This is a genomic window from Pantoea sp. M_10 (genome assembly GCF_008631515.1).
Classification (GTDB): Bacteria; Pseudomonadota; Gammaproteobacteria; order Enterobacterales; family Enterobacteriaceae; genus Pantoea; species Pantoea anthophila.
Map to the genome: position 1 here is coordinate 280,255 of NZ_VWUL01000005.1, position 20,711 is coordinate 300,965.

The 20,711-nt window shown below is 56.9% G+C and carries 29 protein-coding genes and 1 tRNA gene; 6 read left to right on the forward strand and 24 right to left on the reverse strand.

From position 1 onward, the window contains the following. The first annotated feature begins 87 nt into the window (after positions 1–87). Together dnaG and rpoD are read left to right on the forward strand one after the other, a co-directional pair. Positions 88–1,833, forward strand: a complete 1,746-nt coding sequence (gene dnaG, locus F3I47_RS16110) for a DNA primase (RefSeq protein ID WP_150030396.1) — start codon at positions 88–90, stop codon at positions 1,831–1,833. A 231-nt stretch (positions 1,834–2,064) separates the two neighbouring features. Then, positions 2,065–3,906, forward strand: a complete 1,842-nt coding sequence (gene rpoD, locus F3I47_RS16115) for an RNA polymerase sigma factor RpoD (RefSeq protein WP_009087305.1) — start codon at positions 2,065–2,067, stop codon at positions 3,904–3,906. Positions 3,907–3,947: 41 nt separating this feature from the next. On the opposite strand, the gene mug is transcribed toward rpoD, so the two are convergent. Further along, complete coding sequence (gene mug / locus F3I47_RS16120) at positions 3,948–4,478, reverse strand: G/U mismatch-specific DNA glycosylase (RefSeq protein WP_150030395.1); 531 nt, start codon at positions 4,476–4,478, stop codon at positions 3,948–3,950. Between the two features lie 374 nt (positions 4,479–4,852). On the opposite strand from mug, the gene F3I47_RS16125 reads away from it, so the two are divergent. Further along, positions 4,853–4,928: transfer RNA gene (locus tag F3I47_RS16125), tRNA-Ile, on the forward strand. Between the two features lie 79 nt (positions 4,929–5,007). Then, positions 5,008–5,493, forward strand: coding sequence for a hypothetical protein (locus F3I47_RS16130; protein ID WP_223813779.1), 486 nt, complete (start codon positions 5,008–5,010; stop codon positions 5,491–5,493). 47 nt (positions 5,494–5,540) lie between these two features. On the opposite strand, the gene F3I47_RS16135 is transcribed toward F3I47_RS16130, so the two are convergent. The 9 genes from F3I47_RS16135 to F3I47_RS16175 all read right to left on the reverse strand — a co-directional run bounded on the left by F3I47_RS16135 (position 5,541) and on the right by F3I47_RS16175 (position 12,825). Further along, positions 5,541–5,759 carry an ogr/Delta-like zinc finger family protein gene (locus tag F3I47_RS16135; RefSeq protein ID WP_010678536.1) on the reverse strand — a complete coding sequence of 73 codons (219 nt, stop codon included), beginning with the start codon at positions 5,757–5,759 and terminating at the stop codon, positions 5,541–5,543. A 68-nt stretch (positions 5,760–5,827) separates the two neighbouring features. Then, positions 5,828–7,000, reverse strand: coding sequence for a phage late control D family protein (locus F3I47_RS16140; RefSeq protein WP_150042081.1), 1,173 nt, complete (start codon positions 6,998–7,000; stop codon positions 5,828–5,830). Further along, positions 6,997–7,524 carry a phage tail protein gene (locus tag F3I47_RS16145; protein WP_150030394.1) on the reverse strand — a complete coding sequence of 176 codons (528 nt, stop codon included), beginning with the start codon at positions 7,522–7,524 and terminating at the stop codon, positions 6,997–6,999. Before F3I47_RS16145 ends, F3I47_RS16140 begins: the two co-directional genes overlap by 4 nt. 3 nt (positions 7,525–7,527) lie before the next feature. Further along, on the reverse strand, positions 7,528–9,990 hold the full coding sequence (locus F3I47_RS16150) for a phage tail tape measure protein (RefSeq protein WP_150030393.1): 2,463 nt from the start codon (positions 9,988–9,990) through the stop codon (positions 7,528–7,530). Then, entirely contained in the window at positions 9,980–10,105 is a 126-nt protein-coding gene (locus F3I47_RS16155; RefSeq protein ID WP_071778604.1) for a GpE family phage tail protein, read from the reverse strand. The genes F3I47_RS16150 and F3I47_RS16155 overlap by 11 nt, the downstream gene beginning before the upstream one ends. Positions 10,106–10,137: 32 nt before the next feature. Continuing rightward, on the reverse strand, positions 10,138–10,416 hold the full coding sequence (locus F3I47_RS16160) for a phage tail assembly protein (protein ID WP_031594560.1): 279 nt from the start codon (positions 10,414–10,416) through the stop codon (positions 10,138–10,140). Between the two features lie 58 nt (positions 10,417–10,474). Continuing rightward, positions 10,475–10,984, reverse strand: a complete 510-nt coding sequence (locus tag F3I47_RS16165; protein WP_010246672.1) for a phage major tail tube protein — start codon at positions 10,982–10,984, stop codon at positions 10,475–10,477. A 12-nt stretch (positions 10,985–10,996) separates the two neighbouring features. After that, entirely contained in the window at positions 10,997–12,166 is a 1,170-nt protein-coding gene (locus F3I47_RS16170; RefSeq protein ID WP_150042083.1) for a phage tail sheath protein, read from the reverse strand. 80 nt (positions 12,167–12,246) lie between these two features. Continuing rightward, positions 12,247–12,825: a recombinase family protein gene (locus tag F3I47_RS16175; RefSeq protein ID WP_150030391.1), complete on the reverse strand. Its 579-nt coding sequence runs from the start codon at positions 12,823–12,825 to the stop codon at positions 12,247–12,249. A gap of 60 nt (positions 12,826–12,885) precedes the next feature. Here F3I47_RS16175 and F3I47_RS16180 point away from each other — a divergent pair, with 60 nt between their 5' ends. After that, positions 12,886–13,254, forward strand: a complete 369-nt coding sequence (locus F3I47_RS16180; RefSeq protein ID WP_150042085.1) for a hypothetical protein — start codon at positions 12,886–12,888, stop codon at positions 13,252–13,254. Continuing rightward, on the forward strand, positions 13,255–13,656 hold the full coding sequence (locus F3I47_RS16185; RefSeq protein ID WP_150030488.1) for a tail fiber assembly protein: 402 nt from the start codon (positions 13,255–13,257) through the stop codon (positions 13,654–13,656). A 27-nt stretch (positions 13,657–13,683) separates the two neighbouring features. Here F3I47_RS16185 and F3I47_RS16190 read toward each other — a convergent pair whose 3' ends face one another. The 14 genes from F3I47_RS16190 to F3I47_RS16250 form a co-directional block, all read right to left on the reverse strand. After that, positions 13,684–14,076 carry a tail fiber assembly protein gene (locus tag F3I47_RS16190; protein ID WP_150030490.1) on the reverse strand — a complete coding sequence of 131 codons (393 nt, stop codon included), beginning with the start codon at positions 14,074–14,076 and terminating at the stop codon, positions 13,684–13,686. Then, positions 14,076–15,305, reverse strand: a complete 1,230-nt coding sequence (locus F3I47_RS16195) for a phage tail protein (RefSeq protein ID WP_150030492.1) — start codon at positions 15,303–15,305, stop codon at positions 14,076–14,078. Before F3I47_RS16195 ends, F3I47_RS16190 begins: the two co-directional genes overlap by 1 nt. After that, positions 15,302–15,910, reverse strand: a complete 609-nt coding sequence (locus F3I47_RS16200) for a phage tail protein I (protein WP_150030494.1) — start codon at positions 15,908–15,910, stop codon at positions 15,302–15,304. The genes F3I47_RS16195 and F3I47_RS16200 overlap by 4 nt, the downstream gene beginning before the upstream one ends. Beyond that, positions 15,903–16,811: a baseplate assembly protein gene (locus tag F3I47_RS16205; RefSeq protein WP_150030496.1), complete on the reverse strand. Its 909-nt coding sequence runs from the start codon at positions 16,809–16,811 to the stop codon at positions 15,903–15,905. The genes F3I47_RS16200 and F3I47_RS16205 overlap by 8 nt, the downstream gene beginning before the upstream one ends. Positions 16,812–16,815: 4 nt before the next feature. Continuing rightward, a complete protein-coding gene (locus tag F3I47_RS16210) occupies positions 16,816–17,166 on the reverse strand; it encodes a GPW/gp25 family protein (protein WP_150030498.1) in 351 nt (116 codons plus the stop codon). Beyond that, positions 17,163–17,747 carry a phage baseplate assembly protein V gene (locus tag F3I47_RS16215; protein ID WP_150030500.1) on the reverse strand — a complete coding sequence of 195 codons (585 nt, stop codon included), beginning with the start codon at positions 17,745–17,747 and terminating at the stop codon, positions 17,163–17,165. Before F3I47_RS16215 ends, F3I47_RS16210 begins: the two co-directional genes overlap by 4 nt. A gap of 69 nt (positions 17,748–17,816) precedes the next feature. Then, positions 17,817–18,266 (reverse strand): phage virion morphogenesis protein, encoded by a 450-nt coding sequence (locus F3I47_RS16220; RefSeq protein WP_150030502.1) that lies wholly within the window; start codon positions 18,264–18,266, stop codon positions 17,817–17,819. After that, entirely contained in the window at positions 18,263–18,730 is a 468-nt protein-coding gene (locus F3I47_RS16225) for a phage tail protein (RefSeq protein ID WP_150030504.1), read from the reverse strand. Before F3I47_RS16225 ends, F3I47_RS16220 begins: the two co-directional genes overlap by 4 nt. Continuing rightward, entirely contained in the window at positions 18,663–18,935 is a 273-nt protein-coding gene (gene lysC / locus F3I47_RS22535; protein WP_255474557.1) for an Rz1-like lysis system protein LysC, read from the reverse strand. The genes F3I47_RS16225 and lysC overlap by 68 nt, the downstream gene beginning before the upstream one ends. Continuing rightward, on the reverse strand, positions 18,832–19,254 hold the full coding sequence (lysB, locus tag F3I47_RS16230; RefSeq protein ID WP_150030506.1) for an Rz-like lysis system protein LysB: 423 nt from the start codon (positions 19,252–19,254) through the stop codon (positions 18,832–18,834). Before lysB ends, lysC begins: the two co-directional genes overlap by 104 nt. Next, positions 19,251–19,760 carry a lysozyme gene (locus tag F3I47_RS16235; protein WP_150042087.1) on the reverse strand — a complete coding sequence of 170 codons (510 nt, stop codon included), beginning with the start codon at positions 19,758–19,760 and terminating at the stop codon, positions 19,251–19,253. The genes lysB and F3I47_RS16235 overlap by 4 nt, the downstream gene beginning before the upstream one ends. Next, positions 19,744–19,962 (reverse strand): HP1 family phage holin, encoded by a 219-nt coding sequence (locus F3I47_RS16240; protein WP_010255079.1) that lies wholly within the window; start codon positions 19,960–19,962, stop codon positions 19,744–19,746. Before F3I47_RS16240 ends, F3I47_RS16235 begins: the two co-directional genes overlap by 17 nt. A 2-nt stretch (positions 19,963–19,964) precedes the next feature. Then, positions 19,965–20,168 (reverse strand): tail protein X, encoded by a 204-nt coding sequence (locus tag F3I47_RS16245; protein ID WP_052270561.1) that lies wholly within the window; start codon positions 20,166–20,168, stop codon positions 19,965–19,967. Beyond that, a complete protein-coding gene (locus tag F3I47_RS16250; RefSeq protein WP_150030509.1) occupies positions 20,168–20,638 on the reverse strand; it encodes a head completion/stabilization protein in 471 nt (156 codons plus the stop codon). Before F3I47_RS16250 ends, F3I47_RS16245 begins: the two co-directional genes overlap by 1 nt. Positions 20,639–20,711: the final 73 nt, after the last annotated feature.

Consider the following 20,711-nt stretch of genomic DNA (forward strand, 5'->3'; position numbering starts at 1 on the left):
TTCACGCAGACAGAGTCAAGTAAAAGGCCGTGCTTTCCGAAAGGAAGCGCGGCTTGTTGCCGTTTATGAGCTGAAAAACCGGGGCGTATGGCTGGACGAATTCCACGCGTATTTATCAACGATTTACTTGCCCGCACGGATATCGTGGATCTTATCGATGCCCGCGTTAAGCTGAAAAAGCAGGGTAAGAATTTCCACGCGTGCTGTCCTTTCCACAATGAAAAAACCCCCTCTTTCACCGTAAACGGCGAAAAACAGTTTTATCACTGTTTCGGCTGTGGCGCACACGGCAATGCCATCGACTTTTTAATGAACTTTGATCGTCTGGAGTTTGTTGAGAGTATCGAAGAGTTAGCCACCGCCCACGGTTTAGACGTGCCTTATGAAGCAGGCAGCGGGCCCAGCCAGATGGAACGCCATCAGCGCCAGAGCCTGTATCAGCTGATGGAGAGCCTGAACGGTTTTTATCAGCAGAGCCTGCAGCAGTCCAGCGCGCAGCAAGCCCGCGACTATCTCGATCGTCGTGGTCTCAGCGCCGAAATCATCGATCACTTTGCGATAGGGTATGCCCCCGCCGGCTGGGACAACGTTCTCAAGCGTTTTGGCAAGCAATCCGAAGACCGCGAGTCACTGATGGAAGCGGGCATGCTGGTCAGCAATGACAAAGGCCGTACCTATGACCGGTTTCGCGACCGCGTCATGTTTCCGATTCGCGATAAGCGTGGCCGCGTCATCGGTTTTGGCGGACGTGTCCTGAGTAACGAAACGCCGAAATACCTGAACTCGCCGGAAACACCGATTTTCCATAAAGGCCGCCAGCTCTATGGCCTGTATGAAGCAGTAAAAAATCATCCTGAACCCGCCCGCCTGTTAGTGGTCGAGGGATACATGGACGTGGTTGCGCTGGCGCAGTATGGCATCGATTATGCCGTTGCGTCGCTGGGCACCTCCACCACGGCTGAACACATTCAGTTGCTGTTCCGCAGTACCGACACCGTGATCTGCTGTTACGACGGCGACCGGGCCGGACGTGAAGCAGCATGGCGTGCGCTTGAAACCGCATTGCCTTACATGAATGATGGTCGTCAGCTACGCTTTATGTTTTTACCCGATGGCGAAGATCCGGATACGCTGGTCCGCAAAGAGGGTAAAGCCGCTTTCGAGGCGAGGATGGAGCAGGCAATGCCGCTCTCTTCGTTTCTGTTTGATAGCCTGCTGCCGCAGGTGGATCTGAGCTCACGCGACGGTAAAGCGCGCCTGAGCACGCTGGCTTTACCGCTGATTACGCAGATCCCTGGTGAGACCTTACGTATTTATATGCGTCAGGAGCTGGGGAATAAACTGGGTATTCTCGATGACAATCAGCTTGAAAAGCTGATGCCAAAGCTGGCCACAAGCGGAACGGCGCCGGTTGCCCCGCCGCTTAAGCGTACCACCATGCGCGTGCTGATTGCGTTACTGATTCAGAACCCGCAGCTGGCGTCGATGGTCCCTTCGCTTGACGGGCTGTCTGAGTCAAAAATGCCGGGTTTACCGCTGTTTATTGAATTAGTCGGTCGCTGTAATGAGAATCCTGGATTGACCACCGGACAGCTACTAGAGTTATATCGCGGAACAAATTTTAGTCAGACGCTTGAAACGCTGGCGATCTGGAACCACATGATAGTAGATGAAGAAGCCGAAGCGGTGTTTCAGGACTCGCTGGCCAGCGTCTACGACTCAGCTCTGGAAGAGCGTCTGGAGTTTCTGATAGCGCGTGAACGCACCCAGGGACTGAGCGCCGACGAGCGCCGTGAGCTCTGGACACTCAGTCAGGCGTTTGCCCGAAAATAATTTAGCACGCTGCCCGTTCTGATGGAGGGCGGCGTGGCTGTTTTAAGGCCGTGGGCGTTAAGCCAGGCCTGTACTACCAACGATTTATACACGCGGCTTAAGTGCCGATTACTAATGGGCAAAGCCCACGCCGCGACGAAGGCAGCGGCAAGAATTAAAGGCCTTCACTGCTATTGTTGGCTCGCTGCCGACCGACACCAATCTAATTAACAGAAGTGTGGATACCGTCTTATGGAGCAAAACCCGCAGTCACAGCTCAAGCTTCTTGTCACCCGTGGTAAGGAGCAAGGCTATCTGACCTATGCTGAGGTCAATGACCATCTGCCGGAAGATATCGTCGACTCCGATCAGATCGAAGACATCATCCAGATGATTAACGACATGGGTATTCAGGTGGTTGAAGAAGCCCCTGATGCCGACGATCTGATGCTGAACGAAAACAGCTCCGATACTGACGAAGATGCCGCGGAAGCTGCCGCTCAGGTGTTATCCAGCGTTGAATCTGAAATCGGGCGTACGACTGACCCGGTTCGCATGTACATGCGTGAAATGGGTACCGTTGAACTGCTGACGCGCGAAGGCGAAATTGACATCGCGAAGCGTATCGAAGACGGTATCAACCAGGTTCAGTGTTCCGTTGCCGAATACCCTGAAGCGATTACTTACCTGCTGGATCAGTACGACAAAGTTGAAGCAGGTGAATCACGCCTTTCCGATCTGATTACCGGTTTCGTCGATCCTAACGCAGAAGAAGATCTGGCCCCAACGGCTACGCACGTGGGCTCTGAGCTGTCTGAAGCCGATCGTAACGACGACGAGGATGAAGACGAAGACGAAGACGACAACTCCGAGGACGATAACTCTATCGACCCGGAACTGGCGCGCGAGAAGTTCTCGGATCTGCGCAAGCAGTATGAAACCACCCGCAGCGTGATCAAAAGCAAAGGTCGCAGCCATGCCGCCGCCGTTGCTGAAATCCAGAACCTCTCTGACGTCTTCAAACAGTTCCGCCTGGTACCGAAGCAGTTCGATTACCTGGTAGGCAGCATGCGCACCATGATGGAACGTGTCCGTACTCAGGAACGTCTGATCATGAAGCTCTGTATCGAGCTGTGCAAAATGCCGAAGAAGAACTTCATCACGCTGTTCACCGGCAACGAAACCAATGAAAGCTGGTTCAAAGCGGCGCTGGCGATGAACAAGCCGTGGTCTGAAAAGCTGCTGGAAGTGCAGGATGACGTTATGCGTTCCCTGCAGAAGCTGGCGCAGGTCGAAGAAGAGACCGGCCTGACCATTGAGCAGGTTAAAGATATCAACCGTCGCATGTCGATCGGTGAAGCCAAAGCGCGTCGCGCCAAGAAAGAAATGGTGGAAGCGAACCTGCGTCTGGTTATTTCAATTGCCAAGAAATACACCAACCGCGGTCTGCAGTTCCTCGACCTGATTCAGGAAGGTAACATCGGCCTGATGAAAGCGGTAGATAAGTTTGAATATCGCCGTGGTTACAAGTTCTCGACCTATGCGACGTGGTGGATCCGTCAGGCGATTACTCGCTCTATCGCGGACCAGGCACGTACCATCCGTATTCCGGTGCATATGATTGAGACCATCAACAAGCTCAACCGTATTTCGCGCCAGATGCTGCAGGAGATGGGTCGCGAGCCGACGCCGGAAGAGCTGGCTGAACGCATGCTGATGCCAGAAGATAAAATTCGCAAAGTGCTGAAAATCGCTAAAGAGCCGATCTCGATGGAGACGCCGATTGGTGATGATGAAGATTCACATCTGGGCGATTTTATCGAAGACACCACGCTGGAGCTGCCGCTGGATTCTGCTACCTCAGAGAGCCTGCGTTCTGCCACCCATGACGTGCTGGCTGGCCTGACCGCGCGTGAAGCGAAAGTGCTGCGCATGCGTTTCGGTATCGATATGAACACCGACCATACGCTGGAAGAAGTGGGCAAACAGTTTGACGTTACGCGTGAGCGTATTCGTCAGATTGAAGCGAAAGCCCTGCGTAAACTGCGCCATCCGAGCCGCTCGGAAGTGCTGCGTAGCTTCCTCGACGATTAAGTCCGATAAAAACCCCGGTTCGCCGGGGTTTTTTTTGCCTGCTATTTACCTGCCTTGCTCTCCCCCGGATGCAACTCCCGGTAAAGCTGACGATAGGCTTCGACCATCTCCTCCAGTGAGGCGCGATTAAGGCCGCTGGGATTCGGCAACACCCACACCTGGGTTTTCCCCATAAAGACGGGCTGCTTACCCCATTCCACTTTGCGCTGCTGAAAGGCATGACGAAACGCATCCTTACCCAGGATGGCGAGCGCGGCGGGCTGGTAATTCAGCACCTTTTCCATCAGGCGTCTGCCGCCCTCACGTAGTTCATCCGTGGCAAGCTGACTCGCCTGCACCGTGGGTCGCTCAACCAGCATGGTGATACCGCAGCCGGTTTCGGTTAAGCGCTGCTCCTCTTCCGGTTTCAGCTGCTCCCGGGTGAACCCGGCCTGATGGATGACTTTCCAGAACCGGTTGCCGGGATGCGCAAAGTGAAAGCCCTGATGGGCGGTTGACTGGCCGGGATTAATGCCGCAGAACAGCACATCAAGCCCCGGAGTGATAATGTCGCGGATAGCGTGTTCACTCATGCCTTTCCCGCCCTGCTGTCGCTACGCTGTGGCGTAAGCGCTCTGCTGCTCTGCTTCTCCATAGAACGTCCTGTGCTCTCTGCCACGTAATCTCTGGCTAAGATAGTAGTGATTACGCTCAGTACATTCCAGCCTTCAGGACTCAACGCGTTCCGCTATCGACGTGACAGAGGCAGCACACGACTGCTGCAGCCTGATGTCCAGTTTCGCTAAAGGCATGGCGTAGCATTTTCCACGCTGTTTTAAAACTTCGCTAACGCCGTTCGCCAGTTTTGTTATAGAAATCAGCAGGTAAATCGCTGCTGTTTATTTCAGCAACCGATGGCGGAGTGCTGGATCGCCCTGAAGAGATACTTTATAATCCCCGCTCCGCTGGCCCCTTAGCTCAGTGGTTAGAGCAGGCGACTCATAATCGCTTGGTCGCTGGTTCAAACCCAGCAGGGGCCACCAAATTTAGTCATAAAAAACATATACTTAAGCCGCTCATTGAAGCGGCTTTTTTGTTCCTGGCTTTTCGAGTGGCGGCAAAATGGCGGCACATTTTCACCGCCACCGCCTTCCCCCGACTGATTCGCCAGACAAACTCACCTCAAAAGGACGTTTGATAATGCGATTACATTTGGCCCTGATCAGCTCAGCGTTGATATTTTTTCCAGTTGCTGCGGCGCAAGCTTCAGACGTAAGTACCCTCAAAAACAAACTTAAGCCCTGGCAACCAACGGAAATCAGCCTTAAGGATGACCAGCTAACTGTTGTTATACCCGCCGCCAGTATTGATGATGAAACTTATAAAGTAATCACCTCCAGCGGGATATGTTCCCCTATCTGGACAAAAGACGTTCCTGCTGATTACCTGAAAAAAATTAAGGCAATCAACGTGACCAACAAATTTAAAGCCAGCGGATATTCTTTTGAAAACCCGCTATCAACCTGTAATGAAATGGGTAAATTGATGGATAAGCCCGCAATGGCATTGCTGCTAGGCAATACTCACATTTTCAAGGGCAGCGAATAGCGCGCACAAAAAACCCCGCTAATGCGGGGTCTTATGGACTGCTCAAGTTAGTGCAGTAAGGATGGTTGGGATTCATGCCCGGTGAAGATCGGCACACGATTAACCTGGCCGGGCGTTACAATAATCATCGCTAACGTTTCGTGCGTTTTGAAAGAACAGCTGCAATTGATGTTCTGGCACTGGTGATAACGCTCTTTTGTTTCTTTTGAAATGTATCTGCTGCTTTTAGCGTGTGCGGCGGTCTGGCATAACGGACAATGCATCATCGGTGGCGTCTCCCTGTAAGCTCGAAGCTTTAATACCCTTAAATGCCAAAATGAGCAACAACTTTCACTTATTGTGAATCATCTTCGTCTGATTCTGCCTGATACTCCACATCGGATAGTAAGACTTCAAATTCAAGCTGTGTGGTATACCCGCTGCCGCTCAGGCTATGCGTCACCTTACTGATAATCCACGGCTGCGCATCGATCACCGACTTAAAGCCGTTCACCCTGACCGGCGTCTCCGGGTACAGGTCGGCACGTCCCATCGCGAGCGTAAGCGAGAACTCAGCGACGCCGCGCTGCAGCTTATCCCACTTTGCTTTAGCTGCCCGCATCGCTGCCGCTTTCGTCGCATACACGGTCGTCAGCGTAAAAATGTTGTCTTCAGTCCCTGCGAGATAGTCGCCCTCTCTGGCCTCCGGTGTTTTGGTCGCAGTCACCTTTTTCTTTTTAGCCGCGGGGTGCTCCAGCGCGCGCAGGTGCTTTACCTTCGGCTTGCGCTTCACCTTAACTTTCTTTGGCTTCGGATCTTTGGTATGCAGCCAGCTCGCAGAGACGCCCGTGTATGCGCCACGGTCGGCAATGCTGAAGCTGTGCCGGTCGCCATCCTGTCGCGTAATCGTCATCTGCGGAATTGGCTTGCCGCTGGCGGTGACGCCGTTACCGGGCCGGATAAACAGAAGCCGCCCGGCCTTTACTGCCGCAACCGCGCCGTAAAGTGTGGCGAGTCGCGTCAGGAATTTAGCGTCAGTCTCCTGCGTCTGGTCGATGTGTGCCACGGCAATTCCGGCGAAGCCATCGGCCAGCACTGGCTTTAAGTTATTGCGCCCGGCTATCTGCGTCACGACTTCCCCCAGTGTGATGTCGTGATAGGACACCTCCCGGCGGGAATTGAGCGAGCCACGGAAATCAGCGCTGCGGGCGCGGATTGTCATGGTGTCCGGCGCGCCGTGGTGCTCAACCTCATCAACGGTGAAATTACCTTTGCCGAAAAGCGTCTGGCCTTTCCAGCCGAGAAACAGCGTTATCACTGCGCCGCGCACCGGCATAGCCAGCTGCCCGTCGGCGTCGTCCAGCTCAATATCCAGCTGGTCAGCTTCGAAGCCGCGATTATCGGTCAGCGTCATCGAGATAAGGCGATCCCGGATATTGGTTGTGACGTCTTTAGAGTTAACCTTCAGCATGAAATCCGGCGTCAGCTGCGCCCCGGCCTGCACCGGCAGGCTGCTTATCCCCATCATCCGAGCAGCCCCCCTGCAGAAGAAATCAGGCTACCAGCCGCCGACTTCACGCCGTCGATTGCTGACGTGAGCTGCCCTGGCAGACTGGCGGAACCGCTGATAAGCCCGTCAGCCTGTTTCTTCAGATCGCCAAACATAGAGGTAAGCGACTCATCCACGCGCTTAAGGCTCAGGGTAAACATGATTTTGCTGGCCGTTCCGTTAGGGTAAAACTCACTGAAGGTGTTAGAAATACTCTCGATCACGTACATGCCATAAATCATACCGTTGCCGCCAATCAGCGGCCATGCCATCCCCTCGTCGGCCATGAGGCGAACGGTCATCAGCGACACCGAGCCGCCTGTGATTTCCGGGCGCAGCTCCCCGGATAGCGTGATTTTTTCATCGCCCGGCCCGATAAACTGCGCCGCCGGACGCTGCCCGAACCGGCTGTTAGTGGGCCAGCGGTAGTCGATATTCTGCTGCATATCCCCGTAAGGCAGGGTCTGCCGCATAAACGGCATCATGCCGTAAATCATCATCATCGTTTAATCCTCCCAGCCCATTTTGCTGCGGTTCTGCGCCTGGCGGTTGCGCTGCTCTTTTGCCTGGTGCTGCGCCATCAGCGCCATTGCGTCGTCTTTGGTCATACCCTCATGCATGTTGATTTCATACTGATAAGTATTCTGGCTGCGGTCAGTGAATCCGCCTCCGGCTGACGGGGCAGAAACCGGGCGGTAAGGCGCGCCACCATAGGCGATGTTGTATTGCAGCCCGCCGGTATCTGCGCCCGCGCCACCGGTTGCTACCGGATCCGGGGACGGAACTTTGTCTTTAAGGCCATCGGATTTCGTGTCGATAATGCCGAGCTTATCCAGCACCCAGTTGATGCCGCCCATAAGCTGATCGAGCGCGTGGCTCGGGATTTTCAGCGCCTCGGCCAGCATGTTGCCGAACTTCTTACCCATGTCTCCGGCGGTGGCAAGTTCGGTCTGCGTGGATTTCACCGGCTCCAGCAGTTTGCCGAACCAGTCCCACAGCTCCTTGACCTTGCCACCTACCCAATCAAACACCGGCTTCAGCGAACCGAAGGAATCACTGATCGGCCCCATCGCTGCGGTAAACCCTTCGGCCATGCCTGCTATAAAGGCGCTGATAGGCTCCCAGTATTTGCGCACCAGTAGCGCCCCGGCCACAATTGCCGCCGCGACGGCTACAACCGGCAGCGTGATAGCGCCGAGTGCGGCCGTAATTGCTCCGCCCGCAATGCTGAATGCCGTGCCGAGAAACCCCGCACCGGCAATCAGGGTATTCACGCCCGCAATTACCGGCCAGGCTACCAGCCCGATAGCGCCCAGCGCCCCGGCTAACATCAGCCCGCCCATTACCACTTTTGCTATACCGCCAGCCAGCGCAGGGTTTGCTTTAATCCAGTTATCAACCGTCAGCAGCAGCGCCGCCGTGTCCTGGGTAAGTGCGCGCAGGCTGCCGTCGTTCTGATCAAAGAGATCGGTGCCAATAGCCTCATAAGCAGACTGCAGCTCTTTCAGGTCGCCGCCGAGGTTATCCTGCATGACCTGGACCAGCTCGGCCGTTTTACCATCAGAGGCTTTAAACGTGGCGCTCAGCTGATCGAGCTTACCGGTTGAGGCGGCGGTCATCAGCACGGCGGCCGATGAGCTGGCCTCCTCGCCGAAGATGGTTTTCATATACTCGGCGCGCTGACCCGTTCCCAGCTTGTGACGATCAAAACTCGCCTGCATTTCTTTCAGAATGGTGAAGATCGGGCGGGTATTTCCTTTGCTGTCTGCGGTTTTAATTCCCAGCTCTTTGATAGCCTTGAATGACTCGCCGGTAGGAGCCTGCAGCCTGCTCAGCACGGCGCGGCTCCCCGTACCGGCCATTGAGCCGGTTATTTTGGCATCGTGTAAAGCGCCGACCATCGCTGCCGCCTGCTCGATGCTGACGCCCGCGTTTTTCGCTACCGGAGCGACGTAGGTCAGCGCGTCGCTCAGCCCGTCAAAGTCAGCGGCCGTTTTATTCATGGTCATCGACAGCACGTCGCCGATGTGTGCGACCTTATCGTTTGAGAGCTGGAAGGCTGATTTCATCCCCATCAGCAGCCCGGCGTTTTCCTCCATCGTGCGCTTGTTAGCCAGCGCCATGTTGAGCGTGACCGGCGTAACGGCCTGAACGGCAGCGGCATCGCCGCCGCCTTTGGCGATAACGATTTGCGCGCCTGCGGCATCATCGGCAGAGGCGGCGGTTGTATCACCCAGCTGACGCGCCTGCGCACGCAGGGCTTCCATTTCCGGCGATTCTTTCCCCACGCCGAGCACGGCCTGCAGCTCGGAATTTTTCTGTGCAAAATCAAACCCCGGCATCAGCAGCGAGGTTGCTGCCATGCCGCCAACCGTGGCAGCACCGATACCGGCCGCGCCCATGTTCCGCACCTTGCCTGACAGCTCCTGCCCTTTGCGGTAGCGTTCGCTGGTCTGGTTCAGCCGCTCCTGCTGCGCATTCAGCCGCTGCAGCTCCATTTTCTGCCGACTCAGACTGACGGTTGCCTGCGCCGAGGCGGATTTCAGGCGCTGCTGCTCGCTGCTCAGGGCTTTGGTGGAAATCCCCGCGGCGTTAAGTGCCTCGCGCTGCTGCTGCACCGAAAGGCGCAGGCTGTTGGACTTCGTCTGCAGCTCAGACGCTGCCTGACGGGCTTTTTCCAGTGCGCGAGCCTGCTGTGTCGTCGGGCGCTCCGTGTTTTTAAACTGCACGGCCAGCGCTGCTACCTCCTGCTTTGCGTCTTTGAGGCTCTGCTGCGTGACGGCCAGCTGCGCACTGGCCTTGCGGAAGCCATCAATTTTCCCCGCCTGCGCGTCCAGTTCCTTAATAGTCGTCTGCGTCTGGCGTATGTCAGATGACAGATTTTTGGCAGCGGTCTGTACGGCTTTGAAGGGGCGCGAGGCTTTGTCTACAGCATTCAGCAGCACCTGAACCTTGAGGTTATTGCTCATCCGGGGTTGCTCCGCTGCGGATAAAGGCTTTATGCCGCCAGCCCATCAGCTCGGCCAGCGGCATGTCGTACATCTCGGAAGGTTGCCAGTGAAATATCGTGGCAATGTCGGCCATCAGGTCGTTGACCGTCAGGCCGTGCGGCCAGTCTATTCGTCCGACTTCGACTGCAAAAAACCAATCACCTTGCCGCCCAGCGCAATCAGGTCAACCGGATCAAGGGCGTTACATTCGGCCTTTGTCAGTGCTGGCAGGGTAATGCGGGGCAGCACTGTCAGGAGTGAGTCAACATCCGACTGGCACAGATCAGCCAGGCGAACGCCGCGCAGGCTTCCGGCATTCGGCTTAATCAGCTCCACGCTTTTGATTTCGGTTTCGCCGCGCATCAGCGGGGTTTCAAACTCAACAACGTTATCTTTCTTTTCCATGATTATTCTCTGTTCACTGTAGTCAGTTAAAGCCAGCGACGTGCGCTGGCGTCAGGGTTTATACCAGGCCGAGGTTTTTACGGCGCTGCTCAAGACGGTCAACGCCGTTAACCTTCTCCACCATGTTGATGGTGTCAATTTCGATCAGCTCTTTGCCGTTAAAGGTCAGCTTGTAATAGGTGTTTTTCGAGGTGATTTTGGTTTCGGTATCTTCACCCTGTTTGGCTTCGCCGAAATCAAACGACTGATGCTTACCGCGTACCTCAATCTCTACCGCGATTTCCTCGCCGGTATCGTCGCGCTGGTAAGAGCCGGTAAAGCGCAGGGGAATGTCAGACGCGCCCCACTGCGTGAGTACCAGCTCATCGATGCCGCCGATGCTCCATTCAACATCGAGCGCGTCATCTTCCAGACCGTTATCGATAAAGGCCGCGCCGCTCATGCCGCCTGCGCGGAACGGGTCGAGCTTGCGCGCCAGCTTAGGCAGGGTCACGGCGGTGACGACGCCCTGATAGCTGTTGGCGTTGTTAAAAAGGTTCATGCCCTTCAGTTTGCGTGGCAGTGCCATTTACCCGGCTCCTCAGCTGTTTACAGATGCGGCGAAGTTCGCCAGATAGGTGTCGGTGATGCGCTGGCGCAGGGTTAAATCTTCCAGCGGCGGAACCGGCGTATAGTCGTAATCGATAAAGAGCTTGCCCGCCTTCAGGGTGTCTTTATCGTTGGCGCTTTCGTCATACCAGGCAGATGCACCCAGCAGATAACCGGCGTTAACCAGCTCGCGGAACTTCGCATTGATGCCCGCAATAATCTCGCGCACCAGAACCGGCGTCAGCGGTTTATCAACCGCCCACATGTGCGCCTCGGCCATCGTGTCGGCCAGTACCTGCGCCGTGCGGGTGTAGTTCTCAAACTGAAACAGCGGGTCATCGCTGCAGGTACGGTTGCCCCAGAAGCGGAAACCGTCTTTACGGATCAGCGTGGTGACGTCGGCCTCATTGAGCAGGTCGGCGTCGGTGCCGGTCTGCTGCAGATCCCAGAACACGGATGCGGAAATACCGGTCACGCCGTTTACGCCGACGTTAGACAGGGTTTTATGCCAGCCTGTGTCATTGTCGATTTTGGCGCGCAGGCCCAGCGCACGCGCGGTGGCATAGGCGGTATCGGATTTGCTGGTCGCAGTGTTCCACGCAAGAAAGTCAGGCCAGATAACCATCAGCTCACGCTGGCTGAAGTTCTGGCGATACAGGCGGGCTTCGGAAATGGTTTTACATTCCCACGCTGAGACGTAGGCGAAGGCGCGCAGCTGCTGCGCAATGCTGGCAAGCGCGGTCGCCACTGGCAGTGAGTCCAGCCCCGGTACGCCGAGAATACGCGGCTTAACATCGAGCTGGGTCTGCGCGGCGAGCAGCGCTTTCATGCCGGTATACTGGCCGTTTTCATCCGTGCCGCCGATGATATTGGACGTGGTTTCGGCTTCGTCGGCACCTTCAGCCACGCGCACGACGACGGTCACGGGTTTTGACTGGTCAGCAATGGCCTGCAGCGCAGCGGCGAGCGTGCCTTTTTTGCCAGCCTTACCGACAGCGCCCTGCACGTTGGTGATAAGTACCGGCGTATTGAGCGGAAAGGTTGCCGCATCCGCATCCTGCGCGGTGCAGACCATGCCCACGATTGCGGTTGATACGGTTGTAATGGTGCGCGTGCCGTCGTTGACTTCGACGACGCGGACACCATGATGATAATCAGACATCTGATGCACTCCGTTTTGAGGGTGTGCTCAGGGTGTCAGGTCAGGTTTAGCGGTGCATCTGATGAGGGTTTGCTGGTCTGTCAGCAGACAGAATTAATAATCTGGCGCTGCCTGTCGGCCGGTATGTACCGGTAAAGGGTTTTGACCGACACCTCCAGCACAAGCGCAATCTGCTGCAATGTTGCGCCGTTCGCCAGCATTCGTTCAGCGCGGCTGATAACGTCCGGCGTCATCACGCGCCGCCTGCCGCCGATGCGCCCTTTATCCCGCGCAGCAGCCAGCCCGGCGCGGGTGCGTTCTATTATCAGCTCGCGCTCCATTTCAGCCAGCGCCCCCATGACGTGAAAGAAAAACCGGCCCATCGGCGTGCTGGTATCAATGCTGTCGGTCAGGCTGCGGAAGTTAACGCCACGCTCGCGCAGCTCCTCGGTCAGCATGACCAGATGCCGCATACTTCTGCCGAGACGGTCGAGCTTCCACACGATCAGCGTGTCGCCGGGCTGCAGGCAGCGCAGCGCCTTCTTCAGCCCCGGCCTTTCGCTGGTTTTACCGCTTATCCTGTCCTCGAAAATAAGCTCACATTCTGCGCTCTGCAGCGCAACCCGCTGTAAATCCGTGTTCTGGTCATTTGTTGATACCCTGATATAGCCAATCAGCACGCTGGATTCTCCGCAAATGGCCGCAAGTGTGCCAGTGCGGCCCGGCGCAGGGCCAGGCGTTTGTTTCTCAGAAACCTCGGTTTAGGCGACGCGGCAAAAAAGACCGTCGGGAATGGTGCCGGGCAATTACCTGACATGAGTTTTTTTTCAATCGTGAAGAGTGGAAACGGGTACTGCAAATTTCCGAACGGCTTGATCCTGCAATGGGGGAGCGGCAGCTTTGCACAGCAGACAACCACAACAGTTACGCTTCCTGTCTCGTTTCCAAGCGCCGGATTTTCACTTGTTGCTAATAAAGGTTCTTCACTTCCGCTTAAAGGGGAATACGCAGTAGGTGTGCAATACCGCGATAAATCATCTTTTTCTCTTACAAATACCGGCCCTGACACTACTCAGCAGGGTGTCTGGTGGATAGCGTTAGGAATTTAAATGAAAAAATATTCGCCTTCAAATAATGCCTTTTACGATACCGTTATCAATCGGGAGATCCCCGATGATGCGATTAATATTACCGAACAGGCATGGGCTGATTTACTTGCCGGACAGGCAAAAGGAAAGCTGATTGCCTGCGGTGTTGACCTGCGACCATGCCTGACTGAGCAGCCACTACCAACAGCAGATGAACTTATCAGACAGGCGGAAGACAAGCGCAGCAGGCTGAGGGCAGATGCCGATACGATTATTCAGCCCCTGCAGGATGCGAACGATTTAGGGATAGCGACAGATGATGAGGCAAGCCAGCTTATCGCTTGGAAGAAATACCGCGTCATGCTGATGCGGGTGAACACGGAAGACGCTGAAAATATTATATGGCCTGAACAGCCCGCATAAACAAAAAGCCCGCATAGCGGGCTTTCTTCATTCCGGCCTGACCGGCCATGTAATATCAGGAGCCTTACTGGTATCAATCCGGCTTAGCTCCACCCGGTATCGCTTCCACTCTGCCAGGCGGGTGATCTCCGCATCTGTCGCAATGCTGATATCAACCGCATCCTGCAGTGGTGCGATAGTCCGGTTTGCCTCATCCATTTCGGCTGCCAGCCTGCTGCTGGCAATCAGTTCCGCATTCTCTGCATCAGTTACCGGGGCAGTAAACACGCCGTCGCTGTACTGATAATTTACATCAGGCTGTTCGGGCAGCGTGGTGATATCAACCCACACCAGTGACGGGTGATAAAGTTTTTCAGGCTTCACATTCAGCGAGACAATTTCCGCGACGCGCTGATTTTCAATACGTGCATACGTTTTCATCAGCTGAACTCCTCAATGTAGATCACCCCGTTTGAGCCATAGTTGCCAATGTAAGGCGTTGTCCGGATATTCCCGCCACCGCCTGCGCCGAAAGTAGCCTGAGCAACGGAAGTTAGGCCCTCCGCGCTACGCGGCCCGCCTCCCCAATAACTGACACCGCCATCACCAGATCCGCCACGGTAAGGATTAGATGAGGCACTGACAACGCCCGGAGCATCGCTGCCATCTCCTCCCTGAATATTCAAATCGCCACCTACAGCCAGACCGCCGCCCCCACCGGCATCGCCGCCAGAGTTGCCGCCGTTACCGGCTGTCAGCTGACCGTTGAAAGTGCTGCTGGTTGAATATTTTGATTCATTACTGCCCTGACCTACAACGCCCGCATAGATTTTAGAATCATCAATGGCCAGGGTTGCAATCACCGTTCCGCCTGCACCACCACCGCCGCCCCGTGCGCGGAAATTTTCGCCCCAGCCCAAAAAGCCATAGCCGCGTCCGCCACCGCCGGTAATGATGATTCGGCCACGTTTAGTGCCGGGTGTAGGTTTGTAGCTGATCGCGCCCGGCGTGGTAAAAATCTGGCGGCCAATAAAACGACCTGAAAACTTTTCTGTTAAACCGAGGTTTTTGAGAACGTCAGCAATCAGCCCGGCGTCTTTGATTTCTGCCAGGGCATTTGCGATCTGCAGGTACTGGCTGTGGGGGTTATCAGCATCGAGATGCTTTTTCATTACGCCGTCAGCGTATGCCTTTACCTCGATCACGGCATCATCAACATACTTGCGCGTCGCCAGCACTACTGACGGATCAATTTTCAGCGTGACGGCCGTTGTGCTGTTCACGATTAAAATCATGCGCACGGTCTGCGTCCGCCCGCTGCCTTCAGCCAGCTGCGGCTTATAGGTTTCCGGGCAGTTAGCAACGGCAATCAGCACGCCGTCGGCGTCATACAGTCCGATTTCGCGGATCCAGAAACCGCCCTCGCTTTCCGGGATAATCTGCTCGGCGATAATCTGGCTGCTGTTTGCCGCGTCAACGGTCAGGGAATTAAGCTGCGCTCGACGCTTCTCGCCGATGAGCTTTGTCTGTGCCGCGTCAGGCGTCGGCAGCGTGCCGCCACCATCGCCGACACCCATAGAGGCGATGTTCACTTTCGTGCCGAGTGCGGCGGCGTTCGCCAGCTTAGCCGCGCCCTGATTGGTCAGCAGGGCAAAATATTTTGTCGTCATGCGCTCACTTCCGTCAGGTCAATAAGATGCACCGCCGCGCCGGAATAGACCGGCCCGCCGACGCTGATAAGTTCAGGGGTGTAAGGGTAAACAGTCAGCTCGTCGCCGCTGTAGCTGGCAACGGCGACCGGCAGAGTGCCGTTAGCATCGAGATTAATGGACAGGCCGATAAGGTGACGGCTGCAGGGCTTGGCGTCAGCTATCAGGCGCTCCAGCTCGTTATACATTTCCTCGGTAATGCCGGTATCCAGTACGCCCACGTCCAGCCGGAACGTGCCTGGCGCTTCGTTGGTTTTCCACCACTCAATTATCTTGATGAGATAGCCCAGCGGCTCAACGACGCGCCGGATTGCGCCAATCGTGCCTTTGTGACGATGCACGTACTGCGAGGCGGCAACAACGGCGCGCTTTGTCGATTCAGGCCAGGCTGAATCCCAGCGATCAACTGACCACGCCCACGCCAGATAGGGCAGAAGCTCCACCGGGCAAGTGTGCGGATTCCATAACTGGCGCAGCGGCACGCTCATCGCGCCGGGACTTGCCAGCGCCTCGGCGGCAGCAATCTCAAGCGCTGACGAGCCAGTCGGCAGCAGGCGATCACTCATCCGAGCCTCCCACGGTCAGCGTGTAGCCTGTGCAGTAAGCGGCCTGCGTTTTGTCCAGCACCACGTCAGCAGAAGGCTTGATAAGGTTGACGCGCTGCACGCCCTCAACGTGCATAGCGGCATACAGCGCAGACAGGCGAATGTCGCGGCCGAGGCGCTTCTGCGCGCTGACAAAGGCGGCGAGCTTTGCCTCTGAGGCGGCGCGGATTGGCTCCGCTTCCGGCCCCGGATAGAGGTACAGCTCGGCCACGATTTCGTATTCCACAATCTTTGCTGACTGCACGCTCACCCGGTCGGCAACCGGACGAACGTCTTCGTCGTTGAGCGCAGCGTTAACCACGGACAGCAGATCATCACCGGCTACGCCGTTGCCTTCACGCGCGAGCACAGTCACGGTAACAACGGCGGGCGACGGGCTGATGGCCGATGCATCGGCTACGCGGCCGTCGGCGCTTCTGGCGTGATACTCATAAGCACCGGTCGGCCCGGCCACGCTCAGCCCCTCAAAGGCCGAGGCGATGCGCAGCCGGAAATCATCGTTACTTTCCATCACTGCGGGGGTTGGCGGAATGGTTGTATCGTCGGCCGGGGTAATGATCAGGCGGGGTACGCCATTGTTTACGCCGAGCTGGTCAAGGTCGCCGTCCAGCGCATACGCAACCATGACGGCTTTTGCCGCCTCGTTGATGCGCTGGCGCAGGATCAGCTCACGATAGGCATTTTCCTGCAGCAGCTTAACGATGGGTTCTGACTCCAGCGTCAGCGTGCGGGCGACGGCGTCCTGCTGGTCAGCAGGGTAAAGAGAAATCAGCGTTGCTTTTCGCTCGGCCAGCAGGGTTTCATAGTCCAGCGACTCCACCACATCTGGCGCGGGTAACTGGCTCAGGTCGATAGTTGCCATAGTCTCAGCTCACAGGAACGGTTAAGGAAAAAGGCTGCGCGTTGTCGGTGCGGTTGCCGGACAGCTCAACCACCATTGCGCCGTTGATATCCGACTCAAAGCTGATGGCGGTCAGCTTTACGCGCGGCTCCCATTTCAGGATCGCCACATAGCAGGCCGACATAATCTGCATGCGCAGCGCCTCGTTTTGCGGCTGGTCAATCAGGGCGGATAAAAGCGAACCATACTGGCGGCGCATCACCCTGGAGCCGATCGGGGTCAGAAAAATGTCGCTAATCGACTGCCGGATATGATCGAGATCGGTCAGCGTGCCGCCGGTTTCCCGGTTCATGCCAATATATTTTGCGGTTGTCATACCGGCACTCCCGTTTTTCCGCCGCTGTCGCCTGGATGGATATGCGAATGCAGCACCTTGCCGTTTGAGGAAAGGTTGCCGCCGGTATGCGTCACATCACCTTTCATCGTGCCGCCCTTAGTGACCTCCAGCTGCGCAGTTTTGAGCAGCGTTGTGCATTCCACTTCGGGCGAGTCGAACAGGATTTTTACCGCGGCCTTGATGGTTGCGGTCTGTATGCCGGTTGCGTTCAGAGCGCCGGTTTCCGGCTCGTACTCGATCACCGCGCCGTCAGGAAATGACCAGTGCAGTGCATCGGCCGAGGCAGACGGAGCCGGGTTGTCATCCGAGAAAATGCCCGGCAGCACAAAGCCAGTATCAAGTTCGCCGCCGAGGCACAGAATAAGAACCTGCTCACCGACTGATGGCGCATTCCAGGAGCGGGTTTTACCCGCGCGGGCGCTCAGCCAGTGCAGCCAGCCGGTTGTGTTTTTTCCTGTATCGACACGGCACAGCCCGCCGTCAAGATTGACGGCCGACACGGTTCCGATTCGGATCAGGTTGCGCAGCAGGCGCTGAATTTCTGCGAGTTGTTCATTCATGGCGCTAGTTTCACGGCGGGATGAGGTGGCGGCAACGAATCGCCGCCCGCTCATAAATGGCAGGACAGATCAGCGCGAAAGCTGGTTAATGATCTCCTGCTCTATCAGCTGCATGTCGTTGTCACTGATACCCAGCAGGGGGCGAGCCTCGTACTGCACTTCTTTACCTTTACGCGATGGCCGGTCGCGCAGCCCGTAATGATGCACGCGGGCCATGCGCTGCACGTTGCCCGCAAACTCGATCACGGCCTCATTCGGGCTGGCCTGCATCTTCATGTACTTAGCGGTGCGCAGCTTTGCGAACATCTCGCGCTTTATCCGGCCCTTTTTACTGCGCACCGGCTGCGTTTTGCGGGGCTTAAATGGCGTGCCGTCTGGAGCCTGCTGTCGCTTGATGTTCTGCTGCTGACTCGCGCGCAGCTTGCGGCCAATATTGCGCGCCATTTCTTTGCGGGCCGGGGCTGACAGGCTGCTGAGAAGCGCCTCAAGCCGGTCATTTACCAGCTGCAGCTCGCTCATGTCTGTAACTCGCTGACCAGCTCGCCTTTAACGTAAAGCTGCACCGGCCGCGCGTCATTCTCCGGCAGCTGGTTCTCGCCGACGTGGGTCACGTGCAGCCCGTCGTCGGCCTGCTTCACGATCACGCGCTCGCTCAGCTGCAGCTCAATGCTGATATCGCTGGCCGTGTCGCTGATAACATCCGCCTCAAAGGTGAAGCCCGTCCGGCGCTTTTCCTCGCTTGCCATAATGTCGGGTTCATTCGTTCGCAGCCAGGCAAGCAGCGGCACGATCAGCAGGTCGATGTTACCGGCGTAGTCGGTAATAACCATGTTAAGCCGGTACTGGTATTCAAACGACAGCGAGCTGGCAAGCGTCGAGACGATGCGCCCGCTGTCGATAAACACGTTCAGCGCGTCAGGGTTTCGCTGCAGCTCCGGCACGCTGTCGGTCAGTGTCTGGCGCAGTTGTTGGGGTTTCAGCATCGTGCTGCTCCTGGCAGTCTTTGATTATTTCGACCTGCAGCCCGCAGGCGGCGAGTGCGGCCTCAAGCTGGCGATTGTCCGCCGCCAGATCGCCCGCCGTTTTAAGGCTGTTTCCCGGCACCGGGCAGCTTGTCACTCGCGGACACCCAATCCAGATAATCTCTGGCGCTGGCGAAGGCCGGACGTGCGTGCAGCCGGATAACATCGTCAGGCAGAGCAGCAGCAGACCAGTCACGCAGTATCGGATTCGCATCGGTTTCTCTCTGTATGGTCATTTCACGGTTAAGCGCGGCCGTGCTGGCGCGCCCCTGTATCAGCCGCAGCTCGGCCTCGCGTTTCTGGCTGGCCCTTGCATCCGCATCCAGCCGGGCTATTGCTTTATCCCGGCTCTCAATACCGGCCGACAGCGTGCCGATAATGCGCTGCGCGCTGGTCAGATCGTCCTTCGCGACCTTCCACTGCCAGCCGGTCACGCCCAGCGCCAGCAGGGCGACGGCCAGAAGCAGAGCTATCAGGCGCGTCATTTAGCACCCCGCAGGCAGTAGGCTGTCTCGACCGCGCGGCGGTTTTCCAGCCCGCGATTTTTTACGCCCTTAACGAACACCCAGCGCCGCAGCTCATTACAGGCATCAAGCCAGTGCTGCAGCCTGATGTAACGGGCAAAGGTCGAGCTGCAGGCCGCGCGCACGCCGACGTTAAAGGCGAATGAAACAGCCGTGTCATAGACCGGCTGTGGCATCTCAGCCGACATACAGGCATCGATCCCGCGCTCGACGCGCATCACGTCATACACCAGATTGACCGCCGCCTGTCGCTCGCTGATCTGGCTTTGCGGCGTCACGCCCTCTGTGTGACCGATGCCGTTAGTCCAGACTCCGGCGCTGCACTGATAGGGCGAGGTGCGGCACCCCTCGGCGTTGGCGATAAGCGCAAGCCCGGCCTCGGACGTTTTCAGGGTTTTGAACTGTGGCAGCAGCGCGACAATCGCCAGCACGGCCACCACGGCGCAGCGTTTAACGGTCTGGCTCAAGGCTCACCCCCCGCAGGCGCTGCAGCTCGTAGGTTTTACGGCGGTAATGCCAGTTGATAAAGAACGTCGCCACGTTAGTGATAAGCGTGATAACGGCCACGCCGGAACCGACCATAAAGGCGATATCCTGTGGCGTATGACGGCCGAACCACATCAGGATGAGGCCAATCAGGTAGTTGATCACAGAGCTGATTTTTTCCATTTTTAGTCCCACAGGTTGACGGTTTCACCTGCTGAAGATTCAGGCAGATCGGGCAGCGTCACCTCGCAGCCGTGTGGCAGCACCGGCCCGCTTTCGGCGAGGCCCGGATTAGCCGCATAAACCAGCTCGACGGCCTGACCGGTTCGCCCGTAATAGCGCTGACAGATTTCATCAACGGTATCGCCCTGCTGCGCGTAAATGTTCATCAGAGCAGATCCACAATGCAGCCAGGCTTACCGGCGATGCGGCTGATACTGAATCGCGCGTCGCGCCAGTATTCGTCGGCGCTCGCCTCGATTTCGCCCGCCTTTTTCGTGCCGCTGGCGTCATAGCCGCGATAACGCTCAACGATGGTGGCGGCGGTTAGCGCACTGACGGCGGCAAGGTAGGCCGTAATCTTTTCGCTCTCGCCGTCCAGTGATTCCGCAGGCACGTCGGCCAGCGCCTTAAAGCCCGCCGCAATCTGCGCGGCGCGCCAGTCGTACAGCTCGGCGTTAACTTCTGAAATCGCCGTTTTCACGGCAAGGCGCAGGCGCTGCGCCGTGACCGTACCCTCATAGCGCAGCGAATCACGCAGCTGCTGCAGGTCAACGTCAGGCCAGAAAAACGTATTCTTTACCGGCGGCTCGGCAGCGTCTGCCGGTCGCGGGGCGGGGATAACAACCGTGTTATTCATAATCGGCCTTTGAAATAGGTGGGCGGTGGAGGACGGCGCAGACACTGAAAGTGCGTTGCCGTCCTGCCGCCCG

Excerpts from the sequence above, each read along its gene's own strand:
- lysB (WP_150030506.1), bottom strand. The coding sequence starts at position 19,254 with ATGACGCGCCTGATAGCTCTGCTTCTGGCCGTCGCCCTGCTGGCGCTG.
- dnaG (WP_150030396.1), top strand. The coding sequence starts at position 88 with ATGGCTGGACGAATTCCACGCGTATTTATCAACGATTTACTTGCCCGC.
- rpoD (WP_009087305.1), top strand. The coding sequence starts at position 2,065 with ATGGAGCAAAACCCGCAGTCACAGCTCAAGCTTCTTGTCACCCGTGGT.
- lysC (WP_255474557.1), bottom strand. The coding sequence starts at position 18,935 with ATGTTATCCGGCTGCACGCACGTCCGGCCTTCGCCAGCGCCAGAGATT.
- F3I47_RS16225 (WP_150030504.1), bottom strand. The coding sequence starts at position 18,730 with ATGCTGAAACCCCAACAACTGCGCCAGACACTGACCGACAGCGTGCCG.
- F3I47_RS16185 (WP_150030488.1), top strand. The coding sequence starts at position 13,255 with ATGAAAAAATATTCGCCTTCAAATAATGCCTTTTACGATACCGTTATC.
- F3I47_RS16240 (WP_010255079.1), bottom strand. The coding sequence starts at position 19,962 with ATGGAAAAAATCAGCTCTGTGATCAACTACCTGATTGGCCTCATCCTG.
- F3I47_RS16190 (WP_150030490.1), bottom strand. The coding sequence starts at position 14,076 with ATGAAAACGTATGCACGTATTGAAAATCAGCGCGTCGCGGAAATTGTC.
- mug (WP_150030395.1), bottom strand. The coding sequence starts at position 4,478 with ATGAGTGAACACGCTATCCGCGACATTATCACTCCGGGGCTTGATGTG.
- F3I47_RS16210 (WP_150030498.1), bottom strand. The coding sequence starts at position 17,166 with ATGACAACCGCAAAATATATTGGCATGAACCGGGAAACCGGCGGCACG.
- F3I47_RS16130 (WP_223813779.1), top strand. The coding sequence starts at position 5,008 with ATGGCGGCACATTTTCACCGCCACCGCCTTCCCCCGACTGATTCGCCA.
- F3I47_RS16220 (WP_150030502.1), bottom strand. The coding sequence starts at position 18,266 with ATGAGCGAGCTGCAGCTGGTAAATGACCGGCTTGAGGCGCTTCTCAGC.
- F3I47_RS16165 (WP_010246672.1), bottom strand. The coding sequence starts at position 10,984 with ATGGCACTGCCACGCAAACTGAAGGGCATGAACCTTTTTAACAACGCC.
- F3I47_RS16135 (WP_010678536.1), bottom strand. The coding sequence starts at position 5,759 with ATGATGCATTGTCCGTTATGCCAGACCGCCGCACACGCTAAAAGCAGC.
- F3I47_RS16155 (WP_071778604.1), bottom strand. The coding sequence starts at position 10,105 with ATGGCCGACATTGCCACGATATTTCACTGGCAACCTTCCGAGATGTAC.
- F3I47_RS16250 (WP_150030509.1), bottom strand. The coding sequence starts at position 20,638 with ATGAATAACACGGTTGTTATCCCCGCCCCGCGACCGGCAGACGCTGCC.
- F3I47_RS16245 (WP_052270561.1), bottom strand. The coding sequence starts at position 20,168 with ATGAACATTTACGCGCAGCAGGGCGATACCGTTGATGAAATCTGTCAG.
- F3I47_RS16195 (WP_150030492.1), bottom strand. The coding sequence starts at position 15,305 with ATGACGACAAAATATTTTGCCCTGCTGACCAATCAGGGCGCGGCTAAG.
- F3I47_RS16145 (WP_150030394.1), bottom strand. The coding sequence starts at position 7,524 with ATGATGATGATTTACGGCATGATGCCGTTTATGCGGCAGACCCTGCCT.
- F3I47_RS16150 (WP_150030393.1), bottom strand. The coding sequence starts at position 9,990 with ATGAGCAATAACCTCAAGGTTCAGGTGCTGCTGAATGCTGTAGACAAA.
- F3I47_RS16160 (WP_031594560.1), bottom strand. The coding sequence starts at position 10,416 with ATGGAAAAGAAAGATAACGTTGTTGAGTTTGAAACCCCGCTGATGCGC.
- F3I47_RS16205 (WP_150030496.1), bottom strand. The coding sequence starts at position 16,811 with ATGGCAACTATCGACCTGAGCCAGTTACCCGCGCCAGATGTGGTGGAG.
- F3I47_RS16200 (WP_150030494.1), bottom strand. The coding sequence starts at position 15,910 with ATGAGTGATCGCCTGCTGCCGACTGGCTCGTCAGCGCTTGAGATTGCT.
- F3I47_RS16170 (WP_150042083.1), bottom strand. The coding sequence starts at position 12,166 with ATGTCTGATTATCATCATGGTGTCCGCGTCGTCGAAGTCAACGACGGC.
- F3I47_RS16140 (WP_150042081.1), bottom strand. The coding sequence starts at position 7,000 with ATGATGGGGATAAGCAGCCTGCCGGTGCAGGCCGGGGCGCAGCTGACG.
- F3I47_RS16215 (WP_150030500.1), bottom strand. The coding sequence starts at position 17,747 with ATGAATGAACAACTCGCAGAAATTCAGCGCCTGCTGCGCAACCTGATC.